This is a genomic window from Dactylosporangium darangshiense (assembly GCF_039537565.1).
In the GTDB taxonomy this organism is placed as follows: domain Bacteria; phylum Actinomycetota; class Actinomycetes; order Mycobacteriales; family Micromonosporaceae; genus Dactylosporangium; species Dactylosporangium darangshiense.
Map to the genome: position 1 here is coordinate 120,856 of NZ_BAABAT010000028.1, position 24,270 is coordinate 145,125.

Consider the following 24,270-nt stretch of genomic DNA (forward strand, 5'->3'; position numbering starts at 1 on the left):
GGGTCAACCGAGTGCGGTTCATACGGTCGCTCGCCCGCCGCGCGCCCCGGATCACTCTGTTCAGGTCGAACGGGCGGGCTAATCCAGATGCCAGGCCTCGGTCATCGGCGCCCACTGCTCGCCGTCGGGGGTGCCGTCGAGGCGCAGCTGGCACGGGTCGGTGAGCTTCCACCACTCCTGCGTGACCGGGTCCGCGGCGATCGCAGCGGCGTCCGACTCGTAGTCGTCGCCCGTGTACTCGTAGTAGGCGAACAGCAGGTCGCCCCTGTGGAAGATGGTGTAGTTGGTAAAGTGGCTGGCAGTGAGGCGGGCCTCGACCGCCGGCCAGACCTCGCGGTGCAGGCGCAGGTACGTTTCGCGGTGCTCGGGGCGTAGCCCGATGACGGCTCCAAATCGGCGCATGCCGACGAGCATGGACGATCATGCCGCCGTGGGCCAGGGCACGCTCCGGCCGAACACTGCGATTGCGGGCCGGCCGCGGCGCATGGATGTGCGTCGGTCAGCGGCGGCCAACCCCAGCACAGCGCCGCGCGGCCCAGGTCAACTACCAGAACATCACCGCGCGGCCCAGGCCAAAGGACCAGAACGCCGCCGCGCGGCCGGGCCGGCGCCGAGCCACGAACGCGGCCCGAGCGGTGCCGCTACAAGCCCAGGGCGGACGGCAGGTCGCGGACCGACGGCAGCACGTGCGTCGCGCCCGCGGCCAGCAGAGCCGGCTCGTCGTGTGCGCCGGTCAGCACGCCCGCCGCGAAACGGGCGCCCGCGCGCAGGCCGCAGAGCACGTCGTAGGTGGTGTCGCCGGCCGTCGCCACCTCGCGCACGTCGTCGATCTCCAGGCGGAGCACGGCGGTGATCACCAGGTCGGGGAACGGGCGGCCGCGGCCGGCGTCGGCGGGGACCAGGGTGAGGTCGGCGATGTCCTTCCAGCCCAGGGCAGCGAGGATGCGGTCGGCCGTGTCGCGCGAGAAACCGGTGGTGAGGGCGACCTTGATGCCCGCCGTGCGCAGGCGGTCGATCACGTCGGCGGCGCCGGGGATGGGGGCGCAGAGGCCGTCGTCGACGAGGGCGGCGTACGCGCGCTCGAAGGCGGCGTTGCCGGCCTGGGCGGCGGGCTCGTTCCCGTCGAGCAGGTGGCGGAAGACGCTGATCTTCGACTCGCCCATGGTGGCGCGCACGTGGGCGAGCATGCGGTCGTAGGACGGGTCGCCGGGGTGCACGCCCTGCTCGGCGATGGCGGTGGTGAAGGCGCGCTCGACCAGGCCGCCGTCCTGCACGGTGGTGCCGGCCATGTCCAGGACTACGAGATCTACCACGACAGCTCCTCGGCGGTCTGCTCGGCGATGGCGGGGGAACAGGTCATGCCGCGGCCGCCGGGGCCCGTCACCAGCCAGACACCGGCGGTGACCGCGGCGCTGTAGGCGACGGCGGCGGGGTCCAGGCACTGGGCGTACACCCCGTTCCATCGCCGCTCGATGCGCGGCAGCGGGCGGCCCAGCAAGGCCGAGGCGACCTCGGTCAGGTGGTCGTACGGTGCCTCGACCTCGTCGAACGGGAACGGCTCGGCGTAAGCGTGCGTGTCGCCGATGGTGAGGCCGCCGTCGAGGCGCTGCACCATGAGCAGCTGCATCTTGTGCTCGGCGGCGACCGGGGGTTGCGGCTGCGTTTGGACGAGCCCTTCCGATCGGTACGCCGGGTAGTACCGGAAACTGTCGCCGTCGGCGACGGACGTGCTCAGCGGCTCGCCCAGCGGCGCGGTCTGGGCCATCTGCAGCCAGACCCGGCGGACGGGCAGCTGGCCGGCGAGCTCGCGCACGAGGCCGCCGAGCGCGGCGCCGGTGGCGAGGACGACCTGGTCGGCGGCGTGGACGGCGCCGGTGTCGTCGCGGACCGAGCCCTCGGCGACGGCGCGGACCTCGCGGCCGGGCAGCCACGTGTAGCGCCCGGTCGGCTCGAGCGCGGCGCGCAGGGCCGGCAGGGCGACGCGCGACTCGACGGCGCCGTCGGCGGCGCAGTGCAGGCCGCCGAGGAAGTCGCCGCGCAGCGCCGGGTTGACCTGGCGTACCGCGGGGGCGTCCAAAAGCCGCCAGCCCCGCTCGGCGGCGTCGGGCGCGCCGGCCGCCGCCTCCGCGACGGCCCACTCGGCGGCGGTGCGGATCAGAGTCATGGAGCCGTTGCCGCGGAAGCCGACGCCGGGGACCTCGGCGCCGATCTCCTCCCACAGCCGGCGGGCGCGCAGCGCGGTGTCCAGCTCCGGGCCGGTCGCGCGGCCGGAGACCCAGACCAGGCCGAAGTTGCGCACGGACGCGCCGCGGGCCTCGGCCTCGCGCTCGAGGTGCACGACCTCGTGGCCGCGCCGCACGGCGTGCCAGGCGTGCATGGTGCCGAGCACCCCGCCGCCGACGATCACGATTCGCAAGGCCCGGCCCCCAAAGATTAAAGGTTCGAACCTTTAATCTACCCGCAACACGGTCTCGAAGCCAATGCGGTCGCCGCGGTACAGCGAGCGGACCCATTCGATCGGCTCGCCGCGCTGGTCGACGGAGAGGCGCTGGATCAGCAGCATCGGCGTGGACGGGTTGGTCTCGAGCAGGTGCGCGTCGCGCGGGGTGGCCAGGACGGTCTCGATCCGCTCGCGCGCCTCGGTGTACACCAGGTTGTACCGCTCCCCCACATGCCGGTACAGCGACGTCGTCGGGTCGAAGCCGTCCAGCAGGTCCGGGAAGCGGGACACCGGCAGGTACGTGCTCTCCAGACCCAGCGGCTCGTCGTCGGCGAGCAGCACCCGTTCGAGGTGCAGCACGTGCGTCTGCGGGTCGATGCGCAGGTCGGCGGCGAGCCCGGGCCCGGGCGCACGGGTCTCGACGGTCACGACCCGCCGGCCGGGACGGCGGCCCTGCTCGCGCACCGCCTCGGTGTAGCTGACCAGGCCCAGCGGCTGGATCAGCTTCGGCGGGGCGACGAAGGTGCCCCGGCCGCGGTACGCGTTGAGCCGCCCCTCCACCGTGAGCTCCTGGATCGCCAGGCGCACCGTGGAGCGGGCCACGCCGTACCGGGCGGCGAGCTCGCGCTCGGCCGGCAGCAGCGCGCCGACCCCGAGCTCCGCGAGCAGGCTCAGCAGCTGCGCCTTCACCGCATAGTGCTTGGGGATGCGCCCGTGCGAGGGCACGCCGGAGTCGACTGCGCTGGTCATTTTGCGTTTGTACCGCATGAGAAATCTCCACACGCCGCAGCACGCAGCAGGTACGGTGCGCAACCGTGGACGATCTCGTGCAAGGCAGCGTGGCCCGTGGGTTCGAGCCCGTCGCCGACGCCTTCCGCCGGCTGGTCGAGGACGGGACCGAGACCGGCGCGTCGGTCGCGGCGTACGCCGGCGGCGAGCTCGTCGTCGACCTGTGGGGCGGCTGGGCCGATGCCGCGCGCACCCGACCCTGGCGGGCCGACACCCTGACCACCGTGTTCTCGGTGAGCAAGCCGATCGCCGCGCTGGCCGTGCTCACCCGCGTCGCCGACGGGCGGATCGGGCTCGACGACCCGGTCGCGCGCTACTGGCCGGCGTTCGGCGACCCCCGCGGTACCGTGCGGCATGCCCTGTCCCACCAGCTCGGACTGCCGGCCGTCGCCGAGGCGCTCACGCCGGACGAGGCGCTGCAGTGGGAGCGCTGCACGGCGGCGATATTCGCGAGCCCCCTGGAGTGGGAGCCGGGGACCGCGGTGGGCGAGCACGCGCTGACGTACGGCAACATCCTCGGCGCCATCCTGCGCGGCGCGACGGGCGAGACCATCGGCGAGGTGGTCCGCGGCCTCGGCCATGACGTCCACTTCGGACTGTCCGTGGTGGACGCCGGGCGGTGCGCGGAGGTCGAGCACGCCACGCCGGGCTGGCCGGACGAGGCGGTGCACGGCCACGGCGAGCTGTGGGCGCGGGCGCTGGGCAACCCGGCGGGCCTGCTGGACACCGCGGTGCTCAACGGCCCGGCGTGGCGCGGCGGCGAGCTGCCGGCCGTGAACGGGCACGCGACCGCGCGCGGGCTGGCCGGGCTGTACCAGGCGCTGCCCTCGCTGCTGCCCGCGGACCTGCTCGCCGAGGCGCTCGCACCGCAGGTCGAAGGCTTCGACCGGCTGTTGCAGCAGGACGCGGTGTGGACGCTCGGCTGGCGCCGCGACGAGGGCTGGGTCGGCATGGGCGGCATCGGCGGGTCGTCGGCGGGCGGGTTCCTCGACGAGCCGGGCGGCTACCGGATGGCGTACGTGACCCGCCACCTGGCCGGCCACGAGCGCAGCAACGCCCTGTACGACGCGGTCGAGGCCTGCTTGTAAGAGTTTCGCGCCGCCCGATGCGTCGGTCATCGGGAGGATGACGCATGAAGCTCAAGATCGGACGCCGGCGGCTGCTCGTCGGCGTCGCCGCCGTCGTGGTGCTGCTCGGCGTGGCCGGCGCCGCCGCCGGCGTGTACGCGAACTCGGTCGCGGTGCCGGACCTGCCGCCGCTGCGCGGTTCGACGGACATCCGCTACGCCGACGGCAGCCCGCTCGCGCTGGTCGGCCGGGACGACCAGCTGCCGATCGACACCCGGCACCTGCCGCCGCACGTGGCCGCGGCCGTGCTCGCCGCCGAGAACCCCGGCTTCCGCGACGAGCACTGGTTCGGCCGGCCGTCGCGGCTCGGCGTGCAGTACACCCGGATCCTCATCGACGCGCCGAACATCGGAACGGCGAAGCTGGCGCTCATCGCCAGAAAGGTCGAGGACCGTTACGGCAAGGACACCATTCTCGATCGGTACCTCAACAGCGTGTACTTCGGCCGCTACGCGTACGGCGTCGAGGCGGCCGCGCTCGACTTCTTCGGCAAACAGGCCGCCGAGCTCACCCCGGGCGAGGCGATCGTGCTCGCCGCGCAGCTGGACTCGCCCGGCGACGGCGCGTTCGACCCGACGCTGCACCCCGACGCCGCCCGCCGGCGCTTCGACGAGATCCGCAAGGAGATGCCGGGCGGCGACGGGGCGCAGTTCCCCGCCGGCACGCTCACGACGGCGCAGTGGGAGCAGCAGCGCAAGGCGCGCCACCCCGAGGGCGTCGCGCAGTACCTCGCGGACAAGGCGATCCTCGACATCGCCGCCCTGAACCTGCCGTACGAGGGTGCCCGGGTGATCACCACGATCGACCCGCGCCTGCAGCAGGCGCTCGTCAAGCAGGTCGACGCCGCCGCGGACGGCTCGGTGATGCACGGCCAGCCGGCCAACCTGCGGGCCGCCGCCGTCGCGGTGCAGCCCGGCACCGGCCGCATCCTCGCGTACTACGACGATGCCCGCGCGACGCCGGGCCCGCCCGGCAATGCGTTCGTGCCGATCACCCTCGCCGCCGCGATCAAGGCCGGCATCTCGCTGCAGTCGCGCTGGCTGGCCCCGGCGGAGATGGACTTCCCGTCCGAGGGCCGCCTCGCCAAGCAAGGCAACCCGGTGCGCGACGTGAAGCGGTGCCCGGGCGGCAAGCCGTCGTGCACGCTGCTCGACGCGCAGCGCGACGGCCTGCGCCTGCCGCTGTTCGCGGTGGCGTCCAAGGTCGGCGCGCCCGCGATCGTGGACATGGCCCGCGCGTGCGGCGTCGGGACGATGTGGGCCTACGAGCAGGACAAGCTCACGCCGGTCCCGCTCGACCGCGCCGGCAAGGAGCTGGCGCCGAAGTACTTCCAGGCGGAGATCGGGCTCGGGCAGTACCCCTTGACGCTCGCCGACGAGGCGAACCTCATGGCGACGTTCGCCTCCGGCGGCAAGCGGGCCACCGCGCACATCGTCGCCGAGGTGTCCTACGCCGGCCAGACGAGGTACCACGCCGACGAGCACACCGAGGCCGCGCTCGACGAGGGCGTCGCGCGGGACGTGACCTGGGCGCTGGCGCAGCAGCCGGCCGGACGCCTCGCCGACGGGCGCCCGACCGCCGCGGCGACCGGCGAGTGGACGCTCGCGCCGACGCTCGCCGAGCGCTCGCAGCCCCCGGGCCAGTTCCAGGTCGACCTGACGAAGTTCGCACACGCGTCGATCGCCGGGTTCACGCCGCAGCTCGCGGTCGCGGTCCGGGTCGGCAACAAGGGCGACGAGGAGCACGTGCTCGTCGACCGCACGGGCGCGCGGATCAACGCGACCACAATGCCCGCGCAGATCTATCGGCAGTTCCTCGCCGAGGCGCTGGCCGGTGCGCCGCGCTTCGACGTACCTCAGCCGCTCGCGCTCGGCGACCCGAACACCGGCAACGCCCGCTGACCTGCCCACGCCCGCTTTGTGCTTTTTCGGACGTACCTTGCGGCACCGAAAGCTTTTAGGATAGCTTTTAGAAAAGCTTTTGGAGGTCGTACCCATGGATCTGCTCATCAAGGGCGGGCGGCTCGTCTCGGGCGAGCCCGCCGACGTGCTGGTCGACGGCGGCGCCATCGTCGCCGTCGGCTCGCACCCCGGCGCCGTCGCGGACGAGGTCGTCGACGCCGCCGGGCTCGTCGTCGCGCCGGGGCTCGTCGACGGGCACCGGCACGTCTGGCAGGCACCGCTGCGCGGCATCGGCGCCGACATGACGCTGCCCGACTACTTCGTCGCGGTGCTGGGGCGGGCGCTCGACGCGTACACGCCGGCGGACGCTCACCTGGCGACCCTCCTCGGCGCCGCCGAGGCCCTCGACGCCGGTATCACGACGGTGTTCGACTGGTGCAACGCCGCGAAGACGCCGGAGCATCTGGACGCGGTGCTCGACGCATACGCGACGGCGGGCATCCGCGCGGTCGTGGCGCACGCCGGACCGGGGCAGGAGGCCGCCGCCGAGGTCCTGGCCGGGTTGCGCGGGCGGGTGCGGGGCGGACTGGCGATCCTCGGGCCGCAGTACGGCGGGTGGGACGACTCGGCGCGCCAGATCCGCCTGGCCCGCGACCTCGGCATGGTCGCGTCGATGCACCTCGCGGGCGGTTTCGGCGCCGAGCCGGACGCGCCGCTGACCCGGCTGCACGAGGCGGGCCTGCTCGGCGGGCACCTGCAGCTCGTACACCTCAATGCCATGACGCCGCACGAGGCCCGGCTGCTGGCCGAGTCCGGGGCCGGCGTGACGGCGACGCCGGTGGTGGAGGGCACGATGGGCCACGGCGCCTCCCCCTACACGCGGTTCGCCGCGGCGGGCGGGCGGTGCGGACTCGGCACCGACGTGGCCGTGAATGCCGCGCCGGATCTCTTCGAGCCGATGCGCGACACCGTGCGCCGCCACCGCGCCGAGACCGGCACCATGGCCCCGGCCGGCTCGGTGCTCGCCGCCGCGACGATCGACAGCGCCGCGGCGATCGGCCTGGCCTCGAGCGTCGGCGCGCTGACCCCGGGCCACCGGGCGGACCTGGTCCTGCTGTCGGGCCTCGCCCACGTGCGCGGCGACGTCTCGAGCGCCCTGGTGACGACGGCCGGGCCGGCCGACGTGCACACCGTGCTCGTCGACGGCCAGGTCGTGAAGCGCGCCGGCCGCCTCACGAGCCTCGATCTGCCCAAACTTCGCGAGGCCGCTGTTCCACTGGCCATCCTGGCGACGGACCATTAAATCATGAAATGTCCGATAAGTCGTGGCGCGCCAGCGCCCGACTTATCGTTCCAGGCTCGCAGTGCGCCGAGTCAAGCCTGCAAGGGAACGGTGACGGTTATCCGCGTCGGGCCGCCGCGCGGGCTGGCGATGCGCAGCGTGCCGTCGACGGCGTCGAGGCGGTCGGCGATGCCGCGCAGGCCGGTGCCTCCCCCGAAGGCCGCTCCGCCCGGGCCGTCGTCCTCGACCGCGATCCGCAGCGCGTGCGGTGCCGGCTCGAACGTCACCGTGGCGTGGGTGGCGGCGGTGTGCTTGACGACGTTGCCGAGGCATTCGGCGACGGCGAAGTACGCCGCCGTCTCCACCGCCGGCTCCAGCCCGGCCGGCGGGTCGCCCTCGACCGTCACCGGCACGGCCAGGTCCAGCGCGAGAGCGCGGACGGCGGCGCCGAGGCCGCGGTCGGCGAGGACCGCCGGGTGGATGCTGTGCATGACCGCGCGCAGGTCCGAAAGGGCGGCGACCGCCGTCGTGCGGGCCTCCTCGACCAGCTTCGCGGCGGCGTCCGCGTCGTGGCGCAGCAGCCCGCCGGCCATGCCCAGGGTCAGCGACAGGGAGACCAGGCGGGCCTGGGCGCCGTCGTGCAGGTCCCGTTCGACCCGCTTGAGCTCGGCGGCCTGGCGGTCCACGGCGCCGCGGCGGGAGCGCAGCAGGGCCGCGACCCGGTCGGCGAGGTGCCGCTCGCGGCGGTCGATCCACACGGCGGCACCGAACAGCGCGGACAGGCCGAGCATCGTCCACGCCGGCCAGAAGTAGCCGCCGCCGGTGAGCACCCACACGGTCAGGTCGACGGTGGCGAGCCACACGCAGAAGGAACCGGTGATGGCGAGCGCGCGCCGGTCCCGCGGTGCGCGCCGGGCGCGGGCGAGCAGCAGGGCCGCGGCGGCGATCACGGCGACGGCGAAGTACACCCAGCGGGGCCAGAACTCGCCGCCGCCCGTGGCCGCCCACGCGGCCGTGGCCGCGACGCAGAGCGCCGCGGCCAGGACGATCGTGCGCTGCGCACGGCTCATCGGTAGGCGAACTTCCGCAGCAGGGTCTCGGCCGGGCCGCGGTACCCGCGCTCGGACATCGCCTGCGCCACCAGGGCCGAGCCGGCCCACACCGCGACGGCGGCGAGCGCGGCGGTCCAGGTCCCGTTCAGGTTCAGGGCCCACGGGGAGAACAGCGCGAGCCAGCAGACGGACTGCAGGAGGTACCCACTGAGGGAACGCTGACCGAGCGCGACCACCGGCGCGAGGACGCGCGGGGCGCGGCCGCCGAGGCGCAGTGCGGCCAGGCCGAAGAGCGCGACGTAGCCGGGGCCGCCGTATTCGCCGGTCACCGCGTGGACACGTGCCATGGCCTCGACGGTACCGGGGGCGGCGTGGACCAGACCGGCGCAGATCAGGGCGTACGGCACGGCGCCGAGCGTCGACAGGCCCAGCGACCACGCGGCGGTGTGCCGCAGGAGACCGCGGTGTGCGGCCGGGTCCTCCAGCACGCGCCGGCGGGCCGCCCAGATGCCGAGCCACACGATGACGATGAAGGGCAGCACGGTGGCGGTGTGCACGGGCCACTCGGCGAGGCGGTCCAGCAGCGAGCGGCCGTAGGACTCGGCGGCCAGGGACGGGTTCGGGCTGTTCGAGACGCCGGCCGTGCCGCCGTGTGCGCCGGCGAACGCGGTGACGGCCAGGACGACGGCGTACAGGGTCTGGAAGCCCCACAGCCACAGCACCACGCGGTGCAAGCGGTCGCCGCGGCGCACCAGCAGCAGGGTGGCGATGATGCCGACGACGCCGTACGCGCCGAGGAAGTCGCCGAAGTACAGCAGCGTGGCGTGCGCGAGCCCGAACGCGACCAGTGCGGCGTTGCGCCGCAGCAGCACCCGGTTGCCGTTGCGCCGGGCCAGCTGCACCAGGCCGTAGCCGAACATGACCGCGAACACCGGGTAGGCGCGGCTGTCCACGAACGTGGCCATGAAGAAGTTCACGAGCCGCTGCAGCCCGTGCGGCGCCGGGTCGATGCCCGGCTGGCCCGCGAAGGCGAAGTTGGCGGCGTTGGCGAGGGCGATGAACAGCAGCATCGCCCCGCGGGCGAGATCGGGCGCGAGGCTCCGCTCTGATTGGCGGACCGGCGCTTCGAGAACCGTCGTCGTCATGCACATCAGCCTCGCGATTCGCGGGCCGGGCAGCGAGGACACTGGTATGCCGGCGACAGGGGTAGTAGAACCCCCCATAACGTGCCGCCTTCGAGATACGCCAGGACGGCCAGCACGCGGCGGTTGTCGTCCTCGGAGGACTGCAGCCCGAGCTTGGCGAAGATGTTGTTGGTGTGCTTGCCGACGGCCTTCTCGGTGATGAACAGGGCGGCGCCGATCGCCGCGTTGGACCGGCCCTGCGCCATGTGCGCCAGCACCTCGCGCTCCCGCGGCGTGAGCCGGTCCAGCGGCAGCGTCCGTTCGCGGCTGTCGAGCAGCTTGGCCACGACGGTCGGGTCGAGCGCCGTGCCGCCGCCGGCGACCCGCCGCACCGCCTCGACGAAGTCTCCGACATCGGAGACGCGGTCCTTGAGCAGGTACCCGATGCCGCCCCGCCCGTCGGCGAGCAGCTCGCGGGCGTAGAGGCGCTCGACGTACTGCGAGAGCACGAGGACCGGCAGGCCCGGCACCTCGGCACGGGCGGCGAGCGCGGCGCGCAGCCCTTCGTCGGTGTGCGTGGGCGGCAGCCGCACGTCGACGACGGCCACGTCGGGCCGCTGCTCGACCAGCTCGCGCAGCAGATCGGGCCCGTTGTCCACGGCGGCGACGACGTCGAAGCCGTGCGCCTGCAGCAGCCTGATCAGTCCGTCGCGCAGCAACGCCAGGTCTTCGGCCACCACCGCTCGCACCCGGTCACCCTACGCGACTGCCAGCAGCTGGGTTGCGGCGCGCAGGGCCAGGCCGTTGAGCGGGGTGGCGCGCATCACCGCGCGGACGGCGGCGCCGTCGAAGAGCATCGTCAGCTGCGCGGCGAGGAAGGCCGGGTCGGGTGCGCCCAGGTCCTCGGCGTGCTGCAGGAAGTACGACTCGAGCTGCTGCTTGAAACCCAGCGCGACCCCGCTCGCCGGGTGGGACGGGTCGTGCAGCTCGATCGCGGTGTTCACGAACGGGCAGCCGTGGAAGGACGCCGTGGACGACTGCTCCTCCAACCGGGCGAACACGTGCAGGATTCGGTCCCGCGCAGACATGTCGGCCTCGGCGTCCGGGAAGTAGCCGGCGACCGTGACCGGGCCGTGTGTGCGGAGGGCCTCCGCGATCACGTCGTCCTTCGTGGCGAAGAGCTGGTACATCGAGCGCTTCGACACGCCGGCGGTCTGGCACAGCCGCTCGACGCCCACGGAGGGGGCGCCCTCGGCGTAGAAGAGCTCGGCGGCGGCACGGAGCAGGCGTTCGCGGGGCGGGGCGATCGAGGTCACACCAGCAGGTTAGCTCGGATCTCGACAAACGGAAACCGATCGGTTTACCTTGAAGACGCGAGTGGAAACCGATCGGTTTCCCGCAGGGAGGGAGAACCACCATGGAGCTCGAAAACGCGGTCGTCCTGGTGACCGGCGGCAACCGGGGGCTCGGGAAGGCGTTCGTGGAGGAGGCGCTGGCCCGCGGGGCGCGCAAGGTCTACGCGGCGGCCCGCGACCCGCGGTCGGTCGACACGCCCGGCGCCACGCCGCTCGCCCTCGACGTCACGGATCCGGATTCGGTACGCCAGGCCGCCGCCGCGGCGCCCGACGTCACCCTCGTGGTGAACAACGCGGGGATCACGACCCACTCGAGCATGCTCGACGGGGACCTCGACGACATCCGCCGCGAGTTCGAGACGAACTTCTACGGGCCGGTGCTGGTCACCCGCGCGTTCGCGCCGGTGCTGGGGCGCAACGGCGGCGGGCACCTGCTCAACGTGCACTCGGTGCTGTCGTGGATCAGCCAGGGCACCTCGTACAGCGCGAACAAGGCCGCGCTGTGGCAGGCGACCAACGGGTTCCGGCTCGAGCTCGCGCCGCAGGGCACCGGGGTGACGGGGCTGCACGTGGGCTACGTCGACACGGAAATGGCCGCGAACGTCACCGGGCCGAAGGTGGCCGCGCGGGACGTTGCGCGGCAGGCGTTCGACGGGGTCGAGGCGGGCGCGTTCGAGGTGCTCGCCGACGACGTCAGCCGCAACGTCAAGCGCGGCCTGTCCGCAGACCCCGCGGCGCTGTACCCGCAGCTGGTGTAATGCCCGGATGGAGAACATCACGATCGTGACCGGCGGCAGCCGGGGCATCGGGGCGGCGGCCTGTCTTCGGCTCGCGCGGGACGGGCATCGGGTCGTGGTCGGGTACCGCAGCGACGAGGACGCGGCCCGCACCGTCGTCCACGCGGTGACCGCGGACGGCGGCACGGCGATCGCGGTGCGGGCCGACACGTCGGACGAGCACGAGGTCGTGGCGCTGTTCGACACGGCCGCGCAGCGCCTCGGGCCGGTCACCGGCCTCGTCAACAACGCCGGCATCGCGTCCGAGCTGACCCGGCTGGCGGACCTCAAGACCGACGACCTGCGCCGGGTGATGGACGTCAACGTCATCGGGGCGTTCCTGTGCGCCCGGCAGGCGGCGCGGGTGATGGGCGCCGGCGGCGCGATCGTCAACGTGTCCTCGTCCGCGGCGACGCTGGGCAGCCCGGGCAACTACATCCACTACGCGGCGAGCAAGGCCGCCGTCGACGCGCTGACCCTGGGCCTGGCCAAGGAGCTGGCCGCGGACGGCATCCGGGTCAACGGCGTGGCGCCCGGGTTCGTCGACACGGAGATCCACGCGCAGACCGGCGACCCGGACCGCGCCGCCAACGTGGTGTCCCGCATCCCGGTCGGGCGCCTGGGCACCCCGGAGGAGATCGCGGAGGCGATCGCGTGGCTGCTCAGCCCCGCCGCCTCGTACACGACCGGCACGACGCTGCGGGTCGCGGGCGGCCTGTGAGCCCTCGCCTCACGAGGCGAAGTTGGTGCCGTGGTAGAAGTAGCGGCCCAGGCCGACGGTGAAGATGAGCAGGCCGTACGCGGCGTGCTCGACGCAGACGGTGAGCAGTGAGCGGGTCTGCTGGTAGCGGCGGGCGAACAGCCAGCCGCCCAGCAGGGTCAGGATCACCGCCACGGGGTTGCCGAAGAGCAGGTGGGCCAGGCCGAAGGAGACGGCACTCGCCGCGGCCGCCGTGCGCTCGCCGCGGAACAGCCGGGCGTAGCGGTGCAGCAGGAAGGCGCGGAACAGCAGCTCCTGCGGGTAGACGGAGACGACCGGGTACGCGATCACGATCAGCACCCACAGGGCGGGGTTGTGCCGGGGCAGGTCGAACAGGTGCTCGCGGTCGAAGACGAACACGGCGGCGACGGCGGCGATCGCGGCGATCGCCCACAGGCGCAGGATCGACGGCAGGGCGGGGCGCAGCGCCGAGGCCCGCCACAGGTCGGCGCGGTCGAAGTCGCGGGCGCGCCGCACGTAGAACACCACGGCGATCGTCAGCAGCAGCAGGACCGGGATCGGGCCGCCCGGGACGTGGACGAAGGCGAACGCCACGGGAAGCGCGACGAACACGAGCATGAACTCGGCGATCATCCGGGGGACCATGTCACCCACAGGTGACGATCTGACCATAGTCTCGTGGACGATGCGCATCGCGAGCTACAACGTCGAGAACCTGTTCAACCGGGCCAAGGCGCTGGACCAGCGCACGTGGGCGGCCGGGCGGCCGGTGCTGGAGGCGTTCGCCCGGGCCGGTGAGCTGCTCGAGGAGCCCGTCTACACCGACGAGGTCAAGCGGGAGATCCTGCGTGAGCTGACGCGGCTGGGCCTGCGCAATGGGGACCTGGCGAAGTTCGCGCGGCTGCGGCAGAACCGCGGCCGGCTGCTGCGCCGGGCCCGCGACGGGCGGGTCGAGGTGGTCGCCGGCGGGCGGGCGGACTGGATCGGCTGGGTGGAGCTGACCACGGACCGCTGCGACGAGCTGGCGCTGGTGAACACGGCGCGGGTGATCCTGGACGTGCGCGCGGACGTGCTCGGCGTCGTGGAGGCCGAGAGCCGCCACGCGCTCAAGCGGTTCACCGAGGGCGGGCTGCGGGGGTTGTACCGCCACATCATGGTCATGGACGGCAACGACGAGCGGGGCATCGACGTCGGTGTCATGTCCACTGAGGACTTCCCGCTGGCCGGGCAGCGCACCCACGTCGACGACGAGGACGAGCGGGGCCGGGTGTTCAGCCGCGACTGCCCGGAGTACCACTTCGTGCTGCCCGGCCGCGACGAGCGCCTGGTGGTGCTGGTCAACCACCTCAAGAGCAAGGGATACGGCGGCAAGGTCGCCTCGGACGCGACCCGGCGGCGCCAGGCGGAGCGGGTCGCGGCGATCTACCGGGCGCAGCGCTCGCCGTTCGTGGTGGTGCTCGGCGACCTCAACGACACGCCGGAGAGCGAGCCGCTCGCGCCGCTGCTGCGCGGCACCGACCTGCGCGACGTGTCCACGCACCCGGGCTTCGACGACGGCGGCCGGCCGGGGACGTACGGGTACTGCACGGCGCGCAACAAGCTCGACTACGTGCTGCTGTCCCCCGCGCTGTTCGCGGCGGCGACCGGCGGCGGCATTGCGCGCAAGGGCGTGTGGGGCGGGCGCAACGGCGTGCTGTGGCCCATCTACGACACGATGACGCGGTCGGTACACGCCGGCTCGGATCACGCCGCCATCTACGCGGACGTCAATCTCGACAAACTGTGATCACACTTTCGGTGAAATTTGTGCTCACAGTAGCGGTTACATTGCCCCGCGTGAAAACCTTGGGCCTAGAAGATCGCAACAGGCGGGGGTCAGAGGGCGAGGGGAGATGACGGCGACTGCGGCTTCCACCAGCCTTGCCTCCGGTGAGCCCCCGATCAACTTCGCCGCGCACCAGTTGCGGGCCGGCAACCTTGCCGGTGCGCGCGACGACTTCGAGCAGATGCTGGCGATGCTGCTCGCGGCGATCTACCCCGGCGCCCGCGCGATCAGCGCAAACCCCGGCGACTGGGGCATCGACATCCTGCTCGGCGAGCTGTCCGGCCTCGTCGTGATCTGGCAGTCGAAGTACTTCTGGCCGATCGTCACGCGCTCGCACCAGGGCCAGATCCGGGAGTCGTTCGACTCGGCGGTCGCCGCCGCGGCCCGCAACGGCTACCGGCTCGCGCAGTGGGTGCTGTGCGTGCCGGCGAGCATGGACGCGCCGACCGCGCAGTGGTGGGACAACTGGCGGGCGCGGCGGCAGCGCGAGACCGGCGTGCAGATCGAGCTGTGGCACGAGAACGCGCTGCGCAACCTGCTGGTGAAGCCGGACTGCGCGCACGTGCGCCGGCACTTCTACGACCCCTACGCGGCGCCGGTCGGCGTGGTGCAGGCACCTCGGGTACCACTGCATGATCTTGCTCCGGAGGGCGCCGACGCCCTCGAGCACGCGCTGTTCGTGCGCCAGCTGCGCGCGGCCGGGCACGTGGAGGTCGGCGCGGCGAAGCGGGAGTTCTTCAACGCCGACCTGCTCGCGCGGGAGATCCTCGACAAGCGCGTCCCGGCCGAGGTGGAGGCGCTCGACGAGGCCGACGGCGTGGTCCATGGGATCTGGGAGGCCGGGTTCAACCACCACGCCGCCAGGCACCCCCGCGACCCGCGCCTGCCGGGGCTGCACGCCTCCGTCATGCACGACATCCGCGAGTCCACGGCCTTTCCGGCGGGGCTGCGGGCCGGGCCGGTGCACCGCTGCGGGCTCATGCACCGCGTCGTCGAGCAGCGCCGGGCGGGCTGGGTGCGGCACTGGCGGGAGCTCATATGACCCCCGAGGACCTGACCGCGTTCCGGCAGGCGCGGCTGCTGCTGGTGCTGCAGGCGGCCGGCGGGGACGGCCTGGACGCCGAGCGGCTCGGCGTCTACGAGTTCCTCGCCGGGCATCCGCTGCTGCTGGCCCGCGGCGACGACGACCCGGACCGGCTGGCGCTGCGCTTGGCCGGGTTCGACGAGCGGGGCACGGCCTACGAGAGCCCGGCGCAGCGGTTCGTGACCGCGCAGCTGCACCTGGGCCGGGATCTGGGTGCGCTGGTCGGGCGGGGCCTTGTCGCGGTCGCGGCCGGCGGCCGGGTGACGTATCGCCTCACCGATGAGGGAGCGACCATGGCCAGCCGATTCACGGCAATGTATGCTCAGTCATACATCACAGCGGTACGCATCGTCATACGGCGACTCAGGCGCCTCAGCGGTCGTAAGCTTCGAGAGGGCTTGCGAACGTGGCTCCTCCCCGTGCCAGTCAAGGACGTGCCATGATCGGTTTGCGGACCCACGGCATCCGGATAAGACGACTGCGCCTGCACGGCGACGACCGCGCCTACGACGTCGACTTCCGCGCCCAGGACGACACCCCCCGGCCGCTGTCGATCCTGGCCGGGGCGTTCAGCACCGGCAAGACGACCATCCTCGAGTTCGTCGACTACTGCCTCGGCGCCTTCGACCACCCGCGCCACCCCGAGATCACGCCCAAGGTCAAGTCGGCGACCCTCGAAGTGGAGCTGTCCGGCTCCCCGTACCTCATCGAGCGCGCCGTCGGCGAGCCGTCGATGTTCGCCTACGTGCGCGCCGGGCGCCTGGACGAGCCCGGCTCCGCGCCGCGCGTGCGCCGGCCGCTGCGGCCCGCCGGGCACCCGGAGAGCCTGTCGAGCCTGCTGCTGTCGCACTGCAAGCTGCAGGGGGTGCGGCTGTCGCACGACGTCGACGACCCGCTGAGCTTCCGCGACCTGATGTGGCTGTGCTTCCTGCCCAACGAGCGCCTCGACGGCAAGGACCTGCTGTTCGAGAGCGTGCCGATGAAGCACCTGAAACTGCGCCAGGTCGTCGACGTCGTCTTCGACGTCCACGACGACCACACGGTGGAGATCGGCCGGCGCATCCGCACCGTCGAGTCGGACCTCGCCGCGGCCCGCGCCGCCTACCGGACCGCCGAGCAGCTCGTCGACGAGCAGCACATCGGCGGCCGCGCCGACCTGGAGGCCCTGCAGAACGGCGCCAAGGAGGAGCTGGCCGCCTGCGCGCAGTCCCTCGCCGACCTCGACGCCCGCGCCCGGGCCGGCACCGGCTTCGCCGCCGAGCTGCGCGAGCGGCACCGCGACGCGGCCCGCGCCGCGCTGCACGCCGCGAACGAGCTGCGCGACCGCGAGACGCAGCTGTCGCGCATGACGGCGCTGCGCGGCAGCTACGCCGACGACGTCAGCAAATGGACGATGCTCGCCGAGGCCGAGCGGCTCTTCGAGACCGCCGCGAACGTGTGCGCCTCCTGCCAGACCCCGCTGGGCGCCACCGACGAGCGCTGCCCCGCCTGCCGGTTCCCGGTCGCGCCGGTCGACGTCTCCGGCGAGCTGCGCTCGGCCAAGACCCGCCTCGCCGAGCTGACCCGCTACGTCGAGGAGCTCGACCGGGAGATCCCGCGGCTGCGCTCCGTCGCCTCCCGCGCCCAGGAGGCCGAGTCCCGGGCCGCCGCCGACGTCGACGCCGCCACCGCGCACGCCGTCACGCCGTTACTGGCCGAGCGCGACGCCATCGCCCGGCGCCGCGAGGAGGCCGCCGCCACCCTCCAGCGGGCCGTCGGCGGCCTCCGGCTCGTCCAGAGCCTGGAGCGGCGCGCCGCCGGCATCCTGCAGATGATGGACCAGGCCGCCGCCGACCGGGAGGAGCTGGCCGCGGCCGGCGCCCAGGCCCGCCGCGCCGACCGTTCGGCCGTCGTGCGCCGCGTCGCGGAGCGCTACCGTGCCATCCTTGCCGAGTTCCGGTATCCGAAGCTCGCCGACGCCTACCTCGCGGAGGACCTCACGCCGTACGTGCGGGGGGAGCCCTACACCACGGCGTCCTCGGGCGGGCGCACCCTCATCGCCCTGGCCTGGCAGCTGGCGATGTTCGAGACCGCGTGGGAGTCCCGCTCCTCCCACCCGGGGTTCCTGCTGCTGGACAGCCCGCAGAAGAACCTCGGCGCGCTCGGCGACCTCGAGGACGGCCAGACGATCGAGCGCATCTACCGCCACATCGAGGACTGGCTGGCCGGCCGCGGCGTCGGCGCGCAGGTCGTCGTCGCCGACAACGCCCCTCCCCCGACCGCCGCCGACGATGTGATCGTGCGCTACTCGCGCCGCGCCGACCAGCCGCCCTACGGCCTCATCGACGACGACGTCTGAGCACTACGGCCGTGCCTCGTGTGCGGCGGGCACCAGGTGCCGGTAGAGGGTACGCAGGGCCGCGCGGACCTCGGGCAGCGCCCGCGGGTCGTCGATGGCGCCCAGCAGCGCCTCGTCGGCGGGCTCGGCGCCGATGACCAGGAACCCGCCGCGGGCGTCCGGCGCGGGCCGCACGAGGGTGCGCCGCCGGTCGCGCGGGTCGGGCCCGGTGACGACGGCGCCGCGCTCCTGCAGGCGGGCGACCGACGCCGAGACGTGGCTCTGCGGGAAGCCGGTCCGGGCGGCGATCTCGCCGACGGAGCTGCCCGGGTGCGCCGACACGTCGATGAGCACCGAGCGGACGCTGGCCGGCAGCTCTTCGGACCCGAGCGCCGGCATCGCCACGCCGGCGAGGCGCACGAGGGTGCGCCCGAGGACGAGCAGTTCGAGGCCGTTCACGCCGCCCACAATACAGCAGACTTGATGCATCAGAAATGATGGTTTACGCTCGCCGCATGTACGTTTCGAAGCAAGGCGACGGCGAGCGCACGCTCGTGATCATCCAGCCCGGCGACGGCGACGCGGACGGCAGCGCCGCCCTGGTCCGCGAGCTCGTGGCCGGCGGCGGCTACACCGTGCTCACCTACGACCGGCGCGGGCTGTCGCGCAGCCCGGCCGGCGAGGACGACGAGGCTGTCACCATCGAGTCGCACACCGACGACCTGGCGCTGATGCTGGCCACGCACGCCAAGGCGCCCGTCGACGTGGTCGGGCTGAGCATCGGCGCCCTCATCGGCCTGGACCTGGCGGCGCGGTACCCGGGCCTGGTGCACACCCTGGTCGCACACGAGCCGCCGCTGACCCAGGTCCTCGACGACCCGGCGCCGTTCGTGGCCCGGCAACGGGCGGTCGAGGACGCGTTCCGGGCCGAGGGCATCCAGGCCGCGATGCGCCAGTTCCTGGCCCTGACCGCGCTGGACCCGAACGACCGCGAGCCCGACGCGGAGCTGCCGCGCCCCACCCCGGCCCCGGCCCGGGAAGCGAACCTGACGTTCTTCCTGACCCACGACGCCCCCGCCGCGCGCCGCTTCCGCCTGTACCTGGAGCCGCTGCTCGCCGGCGCCCCGCCGACGGTCATCCCCGCGGTCGGCGCGAGCACCCGCGACAGCCCGCACGCCGCGCCGGCCCTCGCGCTGGCGCGCCTGCTGGGCCGCGAGGCCGCCGAGTTCGAGGGCGGGCACTCGGCGCACGTGTTCCGCCCGAAGGCGTTCGCGGCCCGCCTGCGCGAACTGCTCGCCGAGTAGCCGTCACCCGCCGGCGGGCCGCGCCGGCTCCACCTTCTCCGGCTCCCCACGCTGGATGCGCCATTTGAAATGATCCATAGCTGTTCGGGGCCGCTGCCGGGTGCCCACCTGCGAACATCCTTCGGTCCTCGCCCACGGGCCCCGATTCGCACGACAGAGAAGCGCTGGACCTACGTGTCCGAACTCGCTGGGGTCGGCGGAGCACCGCCTGCGCCAGCACCCGGGGATTCCTGGGTCGGCGTGGGGTCGTCAACCCTGGGCTGAACCCCAACGATCGGTGTGCACAGCGGCGTGCAGGGGTCGGCGTCGACGCCAGCCGTGCTGTTCGAGGTCCGGTACGGCTTCCAGGTGGGTGACCGGCCCAACGCAGAGCCAGGCGACCGGGCGGATACCGTCCGGAATGTCCAGCAGCTGTCGCAGGAACGCCTCACGGTAGAACGACACCCAGCCGACGCCGAGCTGTTCGGCGGTGGCCGCCAACCACAGGTTCTGGATGGCCAGGCACACCGAGTACAGACCAGTCTCAGCGATGGCGTGCCGGCCCAACACGGCGGGAGCGCCGCGATCGGCGTCATAGGTCACCACGATCGACAACGTGGACTCCAGCACACCGTCAATCTTGATGTTGGCGAACCGTTCAGCGGCTTCAGTATCGAGCGTGGCGGCAAATACTTCCCGCTCGTGACGGACATGACGGTGGAACGCCTCCCGGACCGCCCAGTCGCGCACCACAATGAAGTCCCACGGCTGGGACATCCCCACGCTTGGCGCGGCGTGGGCTGCGGCGAGTACACGGTCGAGGACCTCGGCCGTGATCGGGGCGCCGGTGAATTGGCCGCGTACATCGCGGCGCCGGTGGATAACGTCGTAAAGCTCGCTGATCATGGGCAGGCTCCCGCTGCGCTCACGCCCCGGCAGGCCAGGGCTGGGGACGCGAGGCCGGTCTTCGGACTTCCAGATCGACGCCTCACCACCCGCCTTCCCAGCCTGATGGCCAGTGGCTGCGCATGACGCGCATGGGCGGCAGCTCCCTGGTCACCGCGGCGGGCCCGTGCCGGACTCACACCGGCTTCCCGATTCTCCCCGCCGGAGCGGGGCACCTCGCAACAGTTCGTGCCACGACGCACCCTACCGGGTCGCCGACCCCACCGCCGTATCAGGCATCGGTCACCGCCCGCATCCTCCCCGTAGCGGCGGCGGTGCGACCGCGTCAGGGCCGGTGACCGGCCAGCAACTCAGCCATATCCACAGCCATGATCCACTCACTGTGCAACGTGTGACCGGCAGATCCTTACCGCGCTGCACCAAGGTGCCGTGCAGCATCCAGGTCAGCACGTCGCGAGCCTGCAATCGCTGCACTACCAGCACATCCTGCGTCGAAACCGGGATCACAAAGCGCAAACCCACCCGTTAACGGGAATGCCTCATTCTCCGGCGGGAGAGGATTTCCGGCGGGAGCATGCGCGGCAGCGCGCTTGGGGGCTGGCCAGACGGCACGCCGAGAAGCTGCGCCGCCTGCACGCCGCGGCCCCGGCGGCCGGCCCCGCCGACGATCGCCCGGCAGGCTCAGCGCCCGAACCGGTGCCATCCCCGCCGCCGGCCATCGCTGCTGAGCAGGCCGAGCCGCTCGCGACCGACGCCAGCCCGGGCGAGTCCGGTCCGGACGAGGGCGATGTCGAGCCACAGCGGGCGCAGGGCTCCGATCGACCCGCCCGCGCGGCGCCGCGCGGACCCTCCGGCCGCGGGAATGCCCGCTGTAGGGTCGTCGTGGCACGAGCGCGGGTTCAGGCCGTCTGCCGCCGCTGGGTCCACGCGGGTCATCAGTCGGTGGTCCAGGGCGTCAGCGGCCGGGTTGGAGTCCGTCTCAAGGTGCGCGGCCCGAAACGATGACCGCGGTCCGGAACAGGCCGGACCGCGGTCGCAGCGGTGACTAGCTCAGTGCTTGCTCAAGGCGTACACGCCGATGATCACGGCGATGACCGCCAGTGCGGCGAGGATGGCCATGGCGATCTTCAGGGCGCTGTACGGGCGCTCGCCCGCGACCTCGCCGGTGATGCCGTTGACCTGGATGTTGTACGTCTTGCCGGCGTAGAGGTAGCACGCGATCCACACCGGCAGCAGCATGAGCTTGAACGTGACGTCGTTGTACTGGGTGTGCATGCGGTCGACGCGCTGCTCGTCGCCGCCGATGTCGTCGCGGCAGTCGCGCTCGATCACCGGGACCATTTTCTGCTTCGCGTTCTCCAGGCCCGACTCCGGCTCGACGTCGTAGCGCAGCGTCTCGTGGCCGGCCAGGAACTCGGGACGGTACGGCTGCGCGTTGGGCAGCGGCCACGGATCCAGCGAGTCGAGGTGCTTCTGCGAGACCTTCGTCGTGCCGGTCACCAGCACGTCGTCGAACGCCCGGGCGACGGTGCCGTTTGCGTAGTACCAGCGAGTCTTCTGCACCTCGCGGGTCTTCGTCTCACCGTTCTCGGTGTAGGTCTCGGTGACCCAGTAGTGCTCGCCGCGCTGGCCCTCGTAGTCGGTCACCGTGCTGGTGTCGTACGTCCAGTGTGGCAGGTACATGCTCTTGGCCGTCTCGGCCTCGGTGACCTTCTTCAGGCCCGACGGCGCGAACCAGCGCGACTTCGCCCACGTGCCCAGCGACTCACGCAGCGCGCGCTTGTCGAGGACGAACGGCAGCACCGCCTCGGGCACGACGAGGTCCTGCGGGCTGAGCTCGGCCACGACGGGGGCGTTGCAGAACCGGCACCGGTCGGAGATCTGGTCGGTCTCGGTCTGCGCGCCGCAGTTGCGGCACACGAACACGTGCTTGGCGAGCATCGCGATCGGCTTGCGGGGCAGGCTGGTGAACGTGAGGTAGTCGTGTTCGCGGACGCGGGCGCCGGTGGTCTCCAGGACGGTCGTGTGGCCACAGTACGGGCACTTGAGCGCGTTGGCGCCGGGCGCGAACTCGACGTTGGCGCCGCAGCCGGCGCAGGGGTACTGACTTTGTGACATGGATCAATCAGCCCATCGGGGGGAGCGGCGGGGGGACAGCGGCGAAGATGCCGCCGAGCTCGGGCAGCTGACCGGCGGCCGTCCAGTTGGCCATGCCGTTCTTCCACACGAGCGTGTCGCGGTTGATCTGACCGGCCTGCACGGCCGCGCCGAGGCCGGCGGCGTCGAACGGGCCGGCCTGCGCGCCGTTGATCGCGGCGAACCACTGGTCCTGCTGCGGCAGCGGCGGCGGACCGGCCGGCTGCGGCGGCGCCGCGGCCTGCGGGGCGTACTGCGGTGCTGCCTGCGGGGCGTACTGCGGCGCCCCCTGCGGCGGGTACTGCTGCTGCGGCGGGTAGGGCTGCTGCTGCGGGCGGTTGAGCGTGTTGGCCACCTGCTGCGCGGCCGCCATGCCCAGGCCCAAGCCGAAGCCCTCGCCCGCGCCGCCCTGGTTGTTCGCCGCCGCCTCCATGGCGTTGGCGGCCTGGAACTTCGTGTACTGGTCCAGGTTGCCCAGCGCCCCCATCGAGGTGCGCTTGTCGATGGCCTCTTCGACCTCGGGCGGCAGCGAGATGTTCTCGATGATGAACTTGGGGATCTGGATGCCGTACTCGGCCAGCTCCTGGCTCAGCACCCCGGCGAGCTTCTGGCCGATCATGAGCTGCTGGCCGACGAGGTCCAGCACCGGCACCTGCGCGGCGGCCAGGGCGGGGCCGAGGTGGCCGACAATGAGCTGGCGCAGGAACTCCGACACCTCTTCGGTGCGGAACTGCGGGTCGGTGCCGACGAGCTGCTTGAGCAGGTTCTCGGGGTGCACCACGCGCAGCGAGTAGGCGCCGAACGCCCGGATGCGGACCATCCCGAACTCCGCGTCACGCATCATGACCGGGTTCTGGGTGCCCCACTTGAAGTCGGTGAACTGCCGGGTGTTGACGTAGTACACCTCGGCCTTCCACGGCGAGTCGAACCCGTACTTCCAGCCCTTCAGCGTGGACAGGATCGGCATGTTCTGCGTCTGCAGGGTGTAGGTGCCGGGCACGAAGACGTCGGCGACCTGGCCCTCGTTGACGAACACGGCGACCTGCGACTCGCGCACGACGAGCTTGGCGCCCATCTTGATTTCGTTCTGGTAGCGCGGGAACCGCCAGACGATCGTGTCCCGGCTATCGTCGAGCCACTCGATGATATCGATGAACTCGCCCTTGACCTTGTCCCACAGTCCCACGTCGTCCCCCTTGCGTCCAGATCATCGAGCGTCGCAGACCCTAGCAACAGTTTCTGGGAGCCAGGCAAGTGTTGTCGGGAAGACGCTGCTGTGTATTTCAGCGTAAGATCGCGGCCGCGTCAGTCAGGAACCGGGCATCTGCCGCGGCCGCTGCCGGCGACAGGTGCGTCATGGTCGAGAAGTTGTGCACGAGCCCCGGCTCGACGCGGAACACGACCGGCACCCCGGCCGCCTCGAGCCGCTTCGCGTAGCGCTCGGCCCCGTCGCGCAGCGGATCGAGCTGAGCCGCCACCACCAGCGCCGGCGGCATCCCCTCAAGATCAAAAAGCAGCGGATTCGGTACCGCGGAAGCCTCGCCCGCCCACCACGACACCCACTGCCGCTGCGTCGGCATGTCGAGCGTGAACCCGGTGCCGAGCTCCTCTGCGCTCGGCTGGTCGAACGTGATGTCGACCAGCGGACAGAGCAGCAGCTGCGCGGTGAGCGACGCCGCGGTACGCCGGGAGGCCAGCAGGCCCACGAACGCGCCCGCCGAGTCCCCGCCGACCGCGACCGGCCCGAGCGCGCCCGCCCAGTCGAGCACGGCGACGGCGTCGTCGATCGCCGCCGGGTAGGGGTGCTCCGGCGCGAGCCGGTACGCCACCGACACCACGGTCGTCCCCGTCGCGGCGGCGAGGCGCCGGCACAGCGCGTCGTGCGTGTCGAGATCGCCGAGCACGAAGCCGCCGCCGTGGAGGTACACGATGCGGCTTGTGGACTGCTGGTCGAAGACGCGGACGGCAACCCCGGCGACCACCGTGTCGTGCGCGGGCATGTCCGGCCCCTTGGGCCGCAGGTGCGCCCGGTCGCGCGAGCCCTGCCGCAGCTCGTCCACGCCCGGCGCCGGCCCCGCCTGCCGCGAGTCGAGCACGAACCGTTCGATGGCCTCGTCGGCGAAGATCGTCATCGAGTACATATACCGCGCGC

24 protein-coding genes and 1 riboswitch are annotated in these 24,270 nt (G+C 72.6%); of the genes, 10 read left to right on the top strand and 14 right to left on the bottom strand.

What is annotated here, in order from left to right:
- Positions 1-78: 78 nt before the first annotated feature.
- The 4 genes from ABD901_RS37850 to ABD901_RS37865 form a co-directional block, all read right to left on the bottom strand.
- Entirely contained in the window at positions 79-402 is a 324-nt protein-coding gene (locus ABD901_RS37850; protein WP_345134716.1) for an L-rhamnose mutarotase, read from the bottom strand.
- 239 nt (positions 403-641) lie between these two features.
- A complete protein-coding gene (locus ABD901_RS37855) occupies positions 642-1,313 on the bottom strand; it encodes a phosphonatase-like hydrolase (RefSeq protein WP_345134718.1) in 672 nt (223 codons plus the stop codon).
- Positions 1,307-2,416, bottom strand: a complete 1,110-nt coding sequence (locus ABD901_RS37860) for a TIGR03364 family FAD-dependent oxidoreductase (RefSeq protein WP_345134720.1) — start codon at positions 2,414-2,416, stop codon at positions 1,307-1,309. Before ABD901_RS37860 ends, ABD901_RS37855 begins: the two co-directional genes overlap by 7 nt.
- A gap of 33 nt (positions 2,417-2,449) precedes the next feature.
- Complete coding sequence (locus ABD901_RS37865; protein WP_345134722.1) at positions 2,450-3,190, bottom strand: GntR family transcriptional regulator; 741 nt, start codon at positions 3,188-3,190, stop codon at positions 2,450-2,452.
- A gap of 65 nt (positions 3,191-3,255) precedes the next feature.
- Between ABD901_RS37865 and ABD901_RS37870 the strand changes: the two genes are divergently transcribed.
- From ABD901_RS37870 to ABD901_RS37880, 3 genes are all read left to right on the top strand, one after another.
- Entirely contained in the window at positions 3,256-4,317 is a 1,062-nt protein-coding gene (locus ABD901_RS37870) for a serine hydrolase domain-containing protein (protein ID WP_345134723.1), read from the top strand.
- A 44-nt stretch (positions 4,318-4,361) separates the two neighbouring features.
- On the top strand, positions 4,362-6,257 hold the full coding sequence (locus tag ABD901_RS37875) for a transglycosylase domain-containing protein (protein WP_345134725.1): 1,896 nt from the start codon (positions 4,362-4,364) through the stop codon (positions 6,255-6,257).
- 94 nt (positions 6,258-6,351) lie between these two features.
- On the top strand, positions 6,352-7,560 hold the full coding sequence (locus ABD901_RS37880) for an amidohydrolase family protein (RefSeq protein WP_345134727.1): 1,209 nt from the start codon (positions 6,352-6,354) through the stop codon (positions 7,558-7,560).
- A gap of 71 nt (positions 7,561-7,631) precedes the next feature.
- On the opposite strand, the gene ABD901_RS37885 is transcribed toward ABD901_RS37880, so the two are convergent.
- From ABD901_RS37885 to ABD901_RS37900, 4 genes are read right to left on the bottom strand one after another with little or no spacing between them, the layout of a single operon-like run.
- Positions 7,632-8,609, bottom strand: a complete 978-nt coding sequence (locus tag ABD901_RS37885; RefSeq protein WP_345134728.1) for a sensor histidine kinase — start codon at positions 8,607-8,609, stop codon at positions 7,632-7,634.
- Positions 8,606-9,736, bottom strand: coding sequence for a DUF418 domain-containing protein (locus ABD901_RS37890; protein WP_345134730.1), 1,131 nt, complete (start codon positions 9,734-9,736; stop codon positions 8,606-8,608). Before ABD901_RS37890 ends, ABD901_RS37885 begins: the two co-directional genes overlap by 4 nt.
- Before the next feature lie 5 nt (positions 9,737-9,741).
- The gene (locus ABD901_RS37895; RefSeq protein WP_345134732.1) at positions 9,742-10,464 is read right to left on the bottom strand and encodes a response regulator transcription factor; all 723 of its coding nucleotides are present in this window, start codon (positions 10,462-10,464) and stop codon (positions 9,742-9,744) included.
- A gap of 9 nt (positions 10,465-10,473) precedes the next feature.
- Positions 10,474-11,031, bottom strand: coding sequence for a TetR/AcrR family transcriptional regulator (locus ABD901_RS37900; protein ID WP_345134734.1), 558 nt, complete (start codon positions 11,029-11,031; stop codon positions 10,474-10,476).
- A gap of 101 nt (positions 11,032-11,132) precedes the next feature.
- Between ABD901_RS37900 and ABD901_RS37905 the strand changes: the two genes are divergently transcribed.
- Positions 11,133-11,828 (top strand): SDR family oxidoreductase, encoded by a 696-nt coding sequence (locus ABD901_RS37905; protein WP_345134736.1) that lies wholly within the window; start codon positions 11,133-11,135, stop codon positions 11,826-11,828.
- A gap of 7 nt (positions 11,829-11,835) precedes the next feature.
- The gene (locus ABD901_RS37910; RefSeq protein WP_345134738.1) at positions 11,836-12,567 is read left to right on the top strand and encodes a glucose 1-dehydrogenase; all 732 of its coding nucleotides are present in this window, start codon (positions 11,836-11,838) and stop codon (positions 12,565-12,567) included.
- 9 nt (positions 12,568-12,576) lie between these two features.
- Here the strand turns inward: ABD901_RS37910 and ABD901_RS37915 are convergent, their stop codons facing one another.
- A complete protein-coding gene (locus ABD901_RS37915; RefSeq protein ID WP_345134740.1) occupies positions 12,577-13,200 on the bottom strand; it encodes a CPBP family intramembrane glutamic endopeptidase in 624 nt (207 codons plus the stop codon).
- Between the two features lie 52 nt (positions 13,201-13,252).
- Here ABD901_RS37915 and ABD901_RS37920 point away from each other — a divergent pair, with 52 nt between their 5' ends.
- The 4 genes from ABD901_RS37920 (at position 13,253) to ABD901_RS37935 (ending at position 17,814) form a co-directional block, all read left to right on the top strand.
- A complete protein-coding gene (locus ABD901_RS37920) occupies positions 13,253-14,353 on the top strand; it encodes an endonuclease/exonuclease/phosphatase family protein (RefSeq protein WP_345134742.1) in 1,101 nt (366 codons plus the stop codon).
- Between the two features lie 106 nt (positions 14,354-14,459).
- On the top strand, positions 14,460-15,434 hold the full coding sequence (locus ABD901_RS37925; RefSeq protein WP_345134744.1) for a hypothetical protein: 975 nt from the start codon (positions 14,460-14,462) through the stop codon (positions 15,432-15,434).
- Complete coding sequence (locus tag ABD901_RS37930) at positions 15,431-15,919, top strand: hypothetical protein (RefSeq protein WP_345134746.1); 489 nt, start codon at positions 15,431-15,433, stop codon at positions 15,917-15,919. The genes ABD901_RS37925 and ABD901_RS37930 overlap by 4 nt, the downstream gene beginning before the upstream one ends.
- Entirely contained in the window at positions 15,916-17,814 is a 1,899-nt protein-coding gene (locus tag ABD901_RS37935; RefSeq protein ID WP_345134748.1) for a DNA recombination protein RecN, read from the top strand. The genes ABD901_RS37930 and ABD901_RS37935 overlap by 4 nt, the downstream gene beginning before the upstream one ends.
- 3 nt (positions 17,815-17,817) lie before the next feature.
- On the opposite strand, the gene ABD901_RS37940 is transcribed toward ABD901_RS37935, so the two are convergent.
- Positions 17,818-18,252 carry a MarR family transcriptional regulator gene (locus ABD901_RS37940; protein WP_345134750.1) on the bottom strand — a complete coding sequence of 145 codons (435 nt, stop codon included), beginning with the start codon at positions 18,250-18,252 and terminating at the stop codon, positions 17,818-17,820.
- 56 nt (positions 18,253-18,308) lie between these two features.
- Here ABD901_RS37940 and ABD901_RS37945 point away from each other — a divergent pair, with 56 nt between their 5' ends.
- The gene (locus tag ABD901_RS37945; protein WP_345134752.1) at positions 18,309-19,097 is read left to right on the top strand and encodes an alpha/beta fold hydrolase; all 789 of its coding nucleotides are present in this window, start codon (positions 18,309-18,311) and stop codon (positions 19,095-19,097) included.
- Between the two features lie 249 nt (positions 19,098-19,346).
- Here the strand turns inward: ABD901_RS37945 and bluB are convergent, their stop codons facing one another.
- From bluB to ABD901_RS37965, 4 genes are all read right to left on the bottom strand, one after another.
- Positions 19,347-19,982, bottom strand: a complete 636-nt coding sequence (gene bluB, locus ABD901_RS37950; RefSeq protein ID WP_345134754.1) for a 5,6-dimethylbenzimidazole synthase — start codon at positions 19,980-19,982, stop codon at positions 19,347-19,349.
- A gap of 35 nt (positions 19,983-20,017) precedes the next feature.
- Positions 20,018-20,216: riboswitch (cobalamin riboswitch) on the bottom strand.
- 816 nt (positions 20,217-21,032) lie between these two features.
- Entirely contained in the window at positions 21,033-22,100 is a 1,068-nt protein-coding gene (locus ABD901_RS37955) for a TFIIB-type zinc ribbon-containing protein (RefSeq protein ID WP_345134756.1), read from the bottom strand.
- 7 nt (positions 22,101-22,107) lie between these two features.
- A complete protein-coding gene (locus ABD901_RS37960) occupies positions 22,108-23,304 on the bottom strand; it encodes an SPFH domain-containing protein (RefSeq protein ID WP_345134758.1) in 1,197 nt (398 codons plus the stop codon).
- Between the two features lie 97 nt (positions 23,305-23,401).
- Entirely contained in the window at positions 23,402-24,250 is an 849-nt protein-coding gene (locus tag ABD901_RS37965) for an alpha/beta hydrolase (RefSeq protein ID WP_345134760.1), read from the bottom strand.
- Between the last annotated feature and the right edge of the window lie 20 nt (positions 24,251-24,270).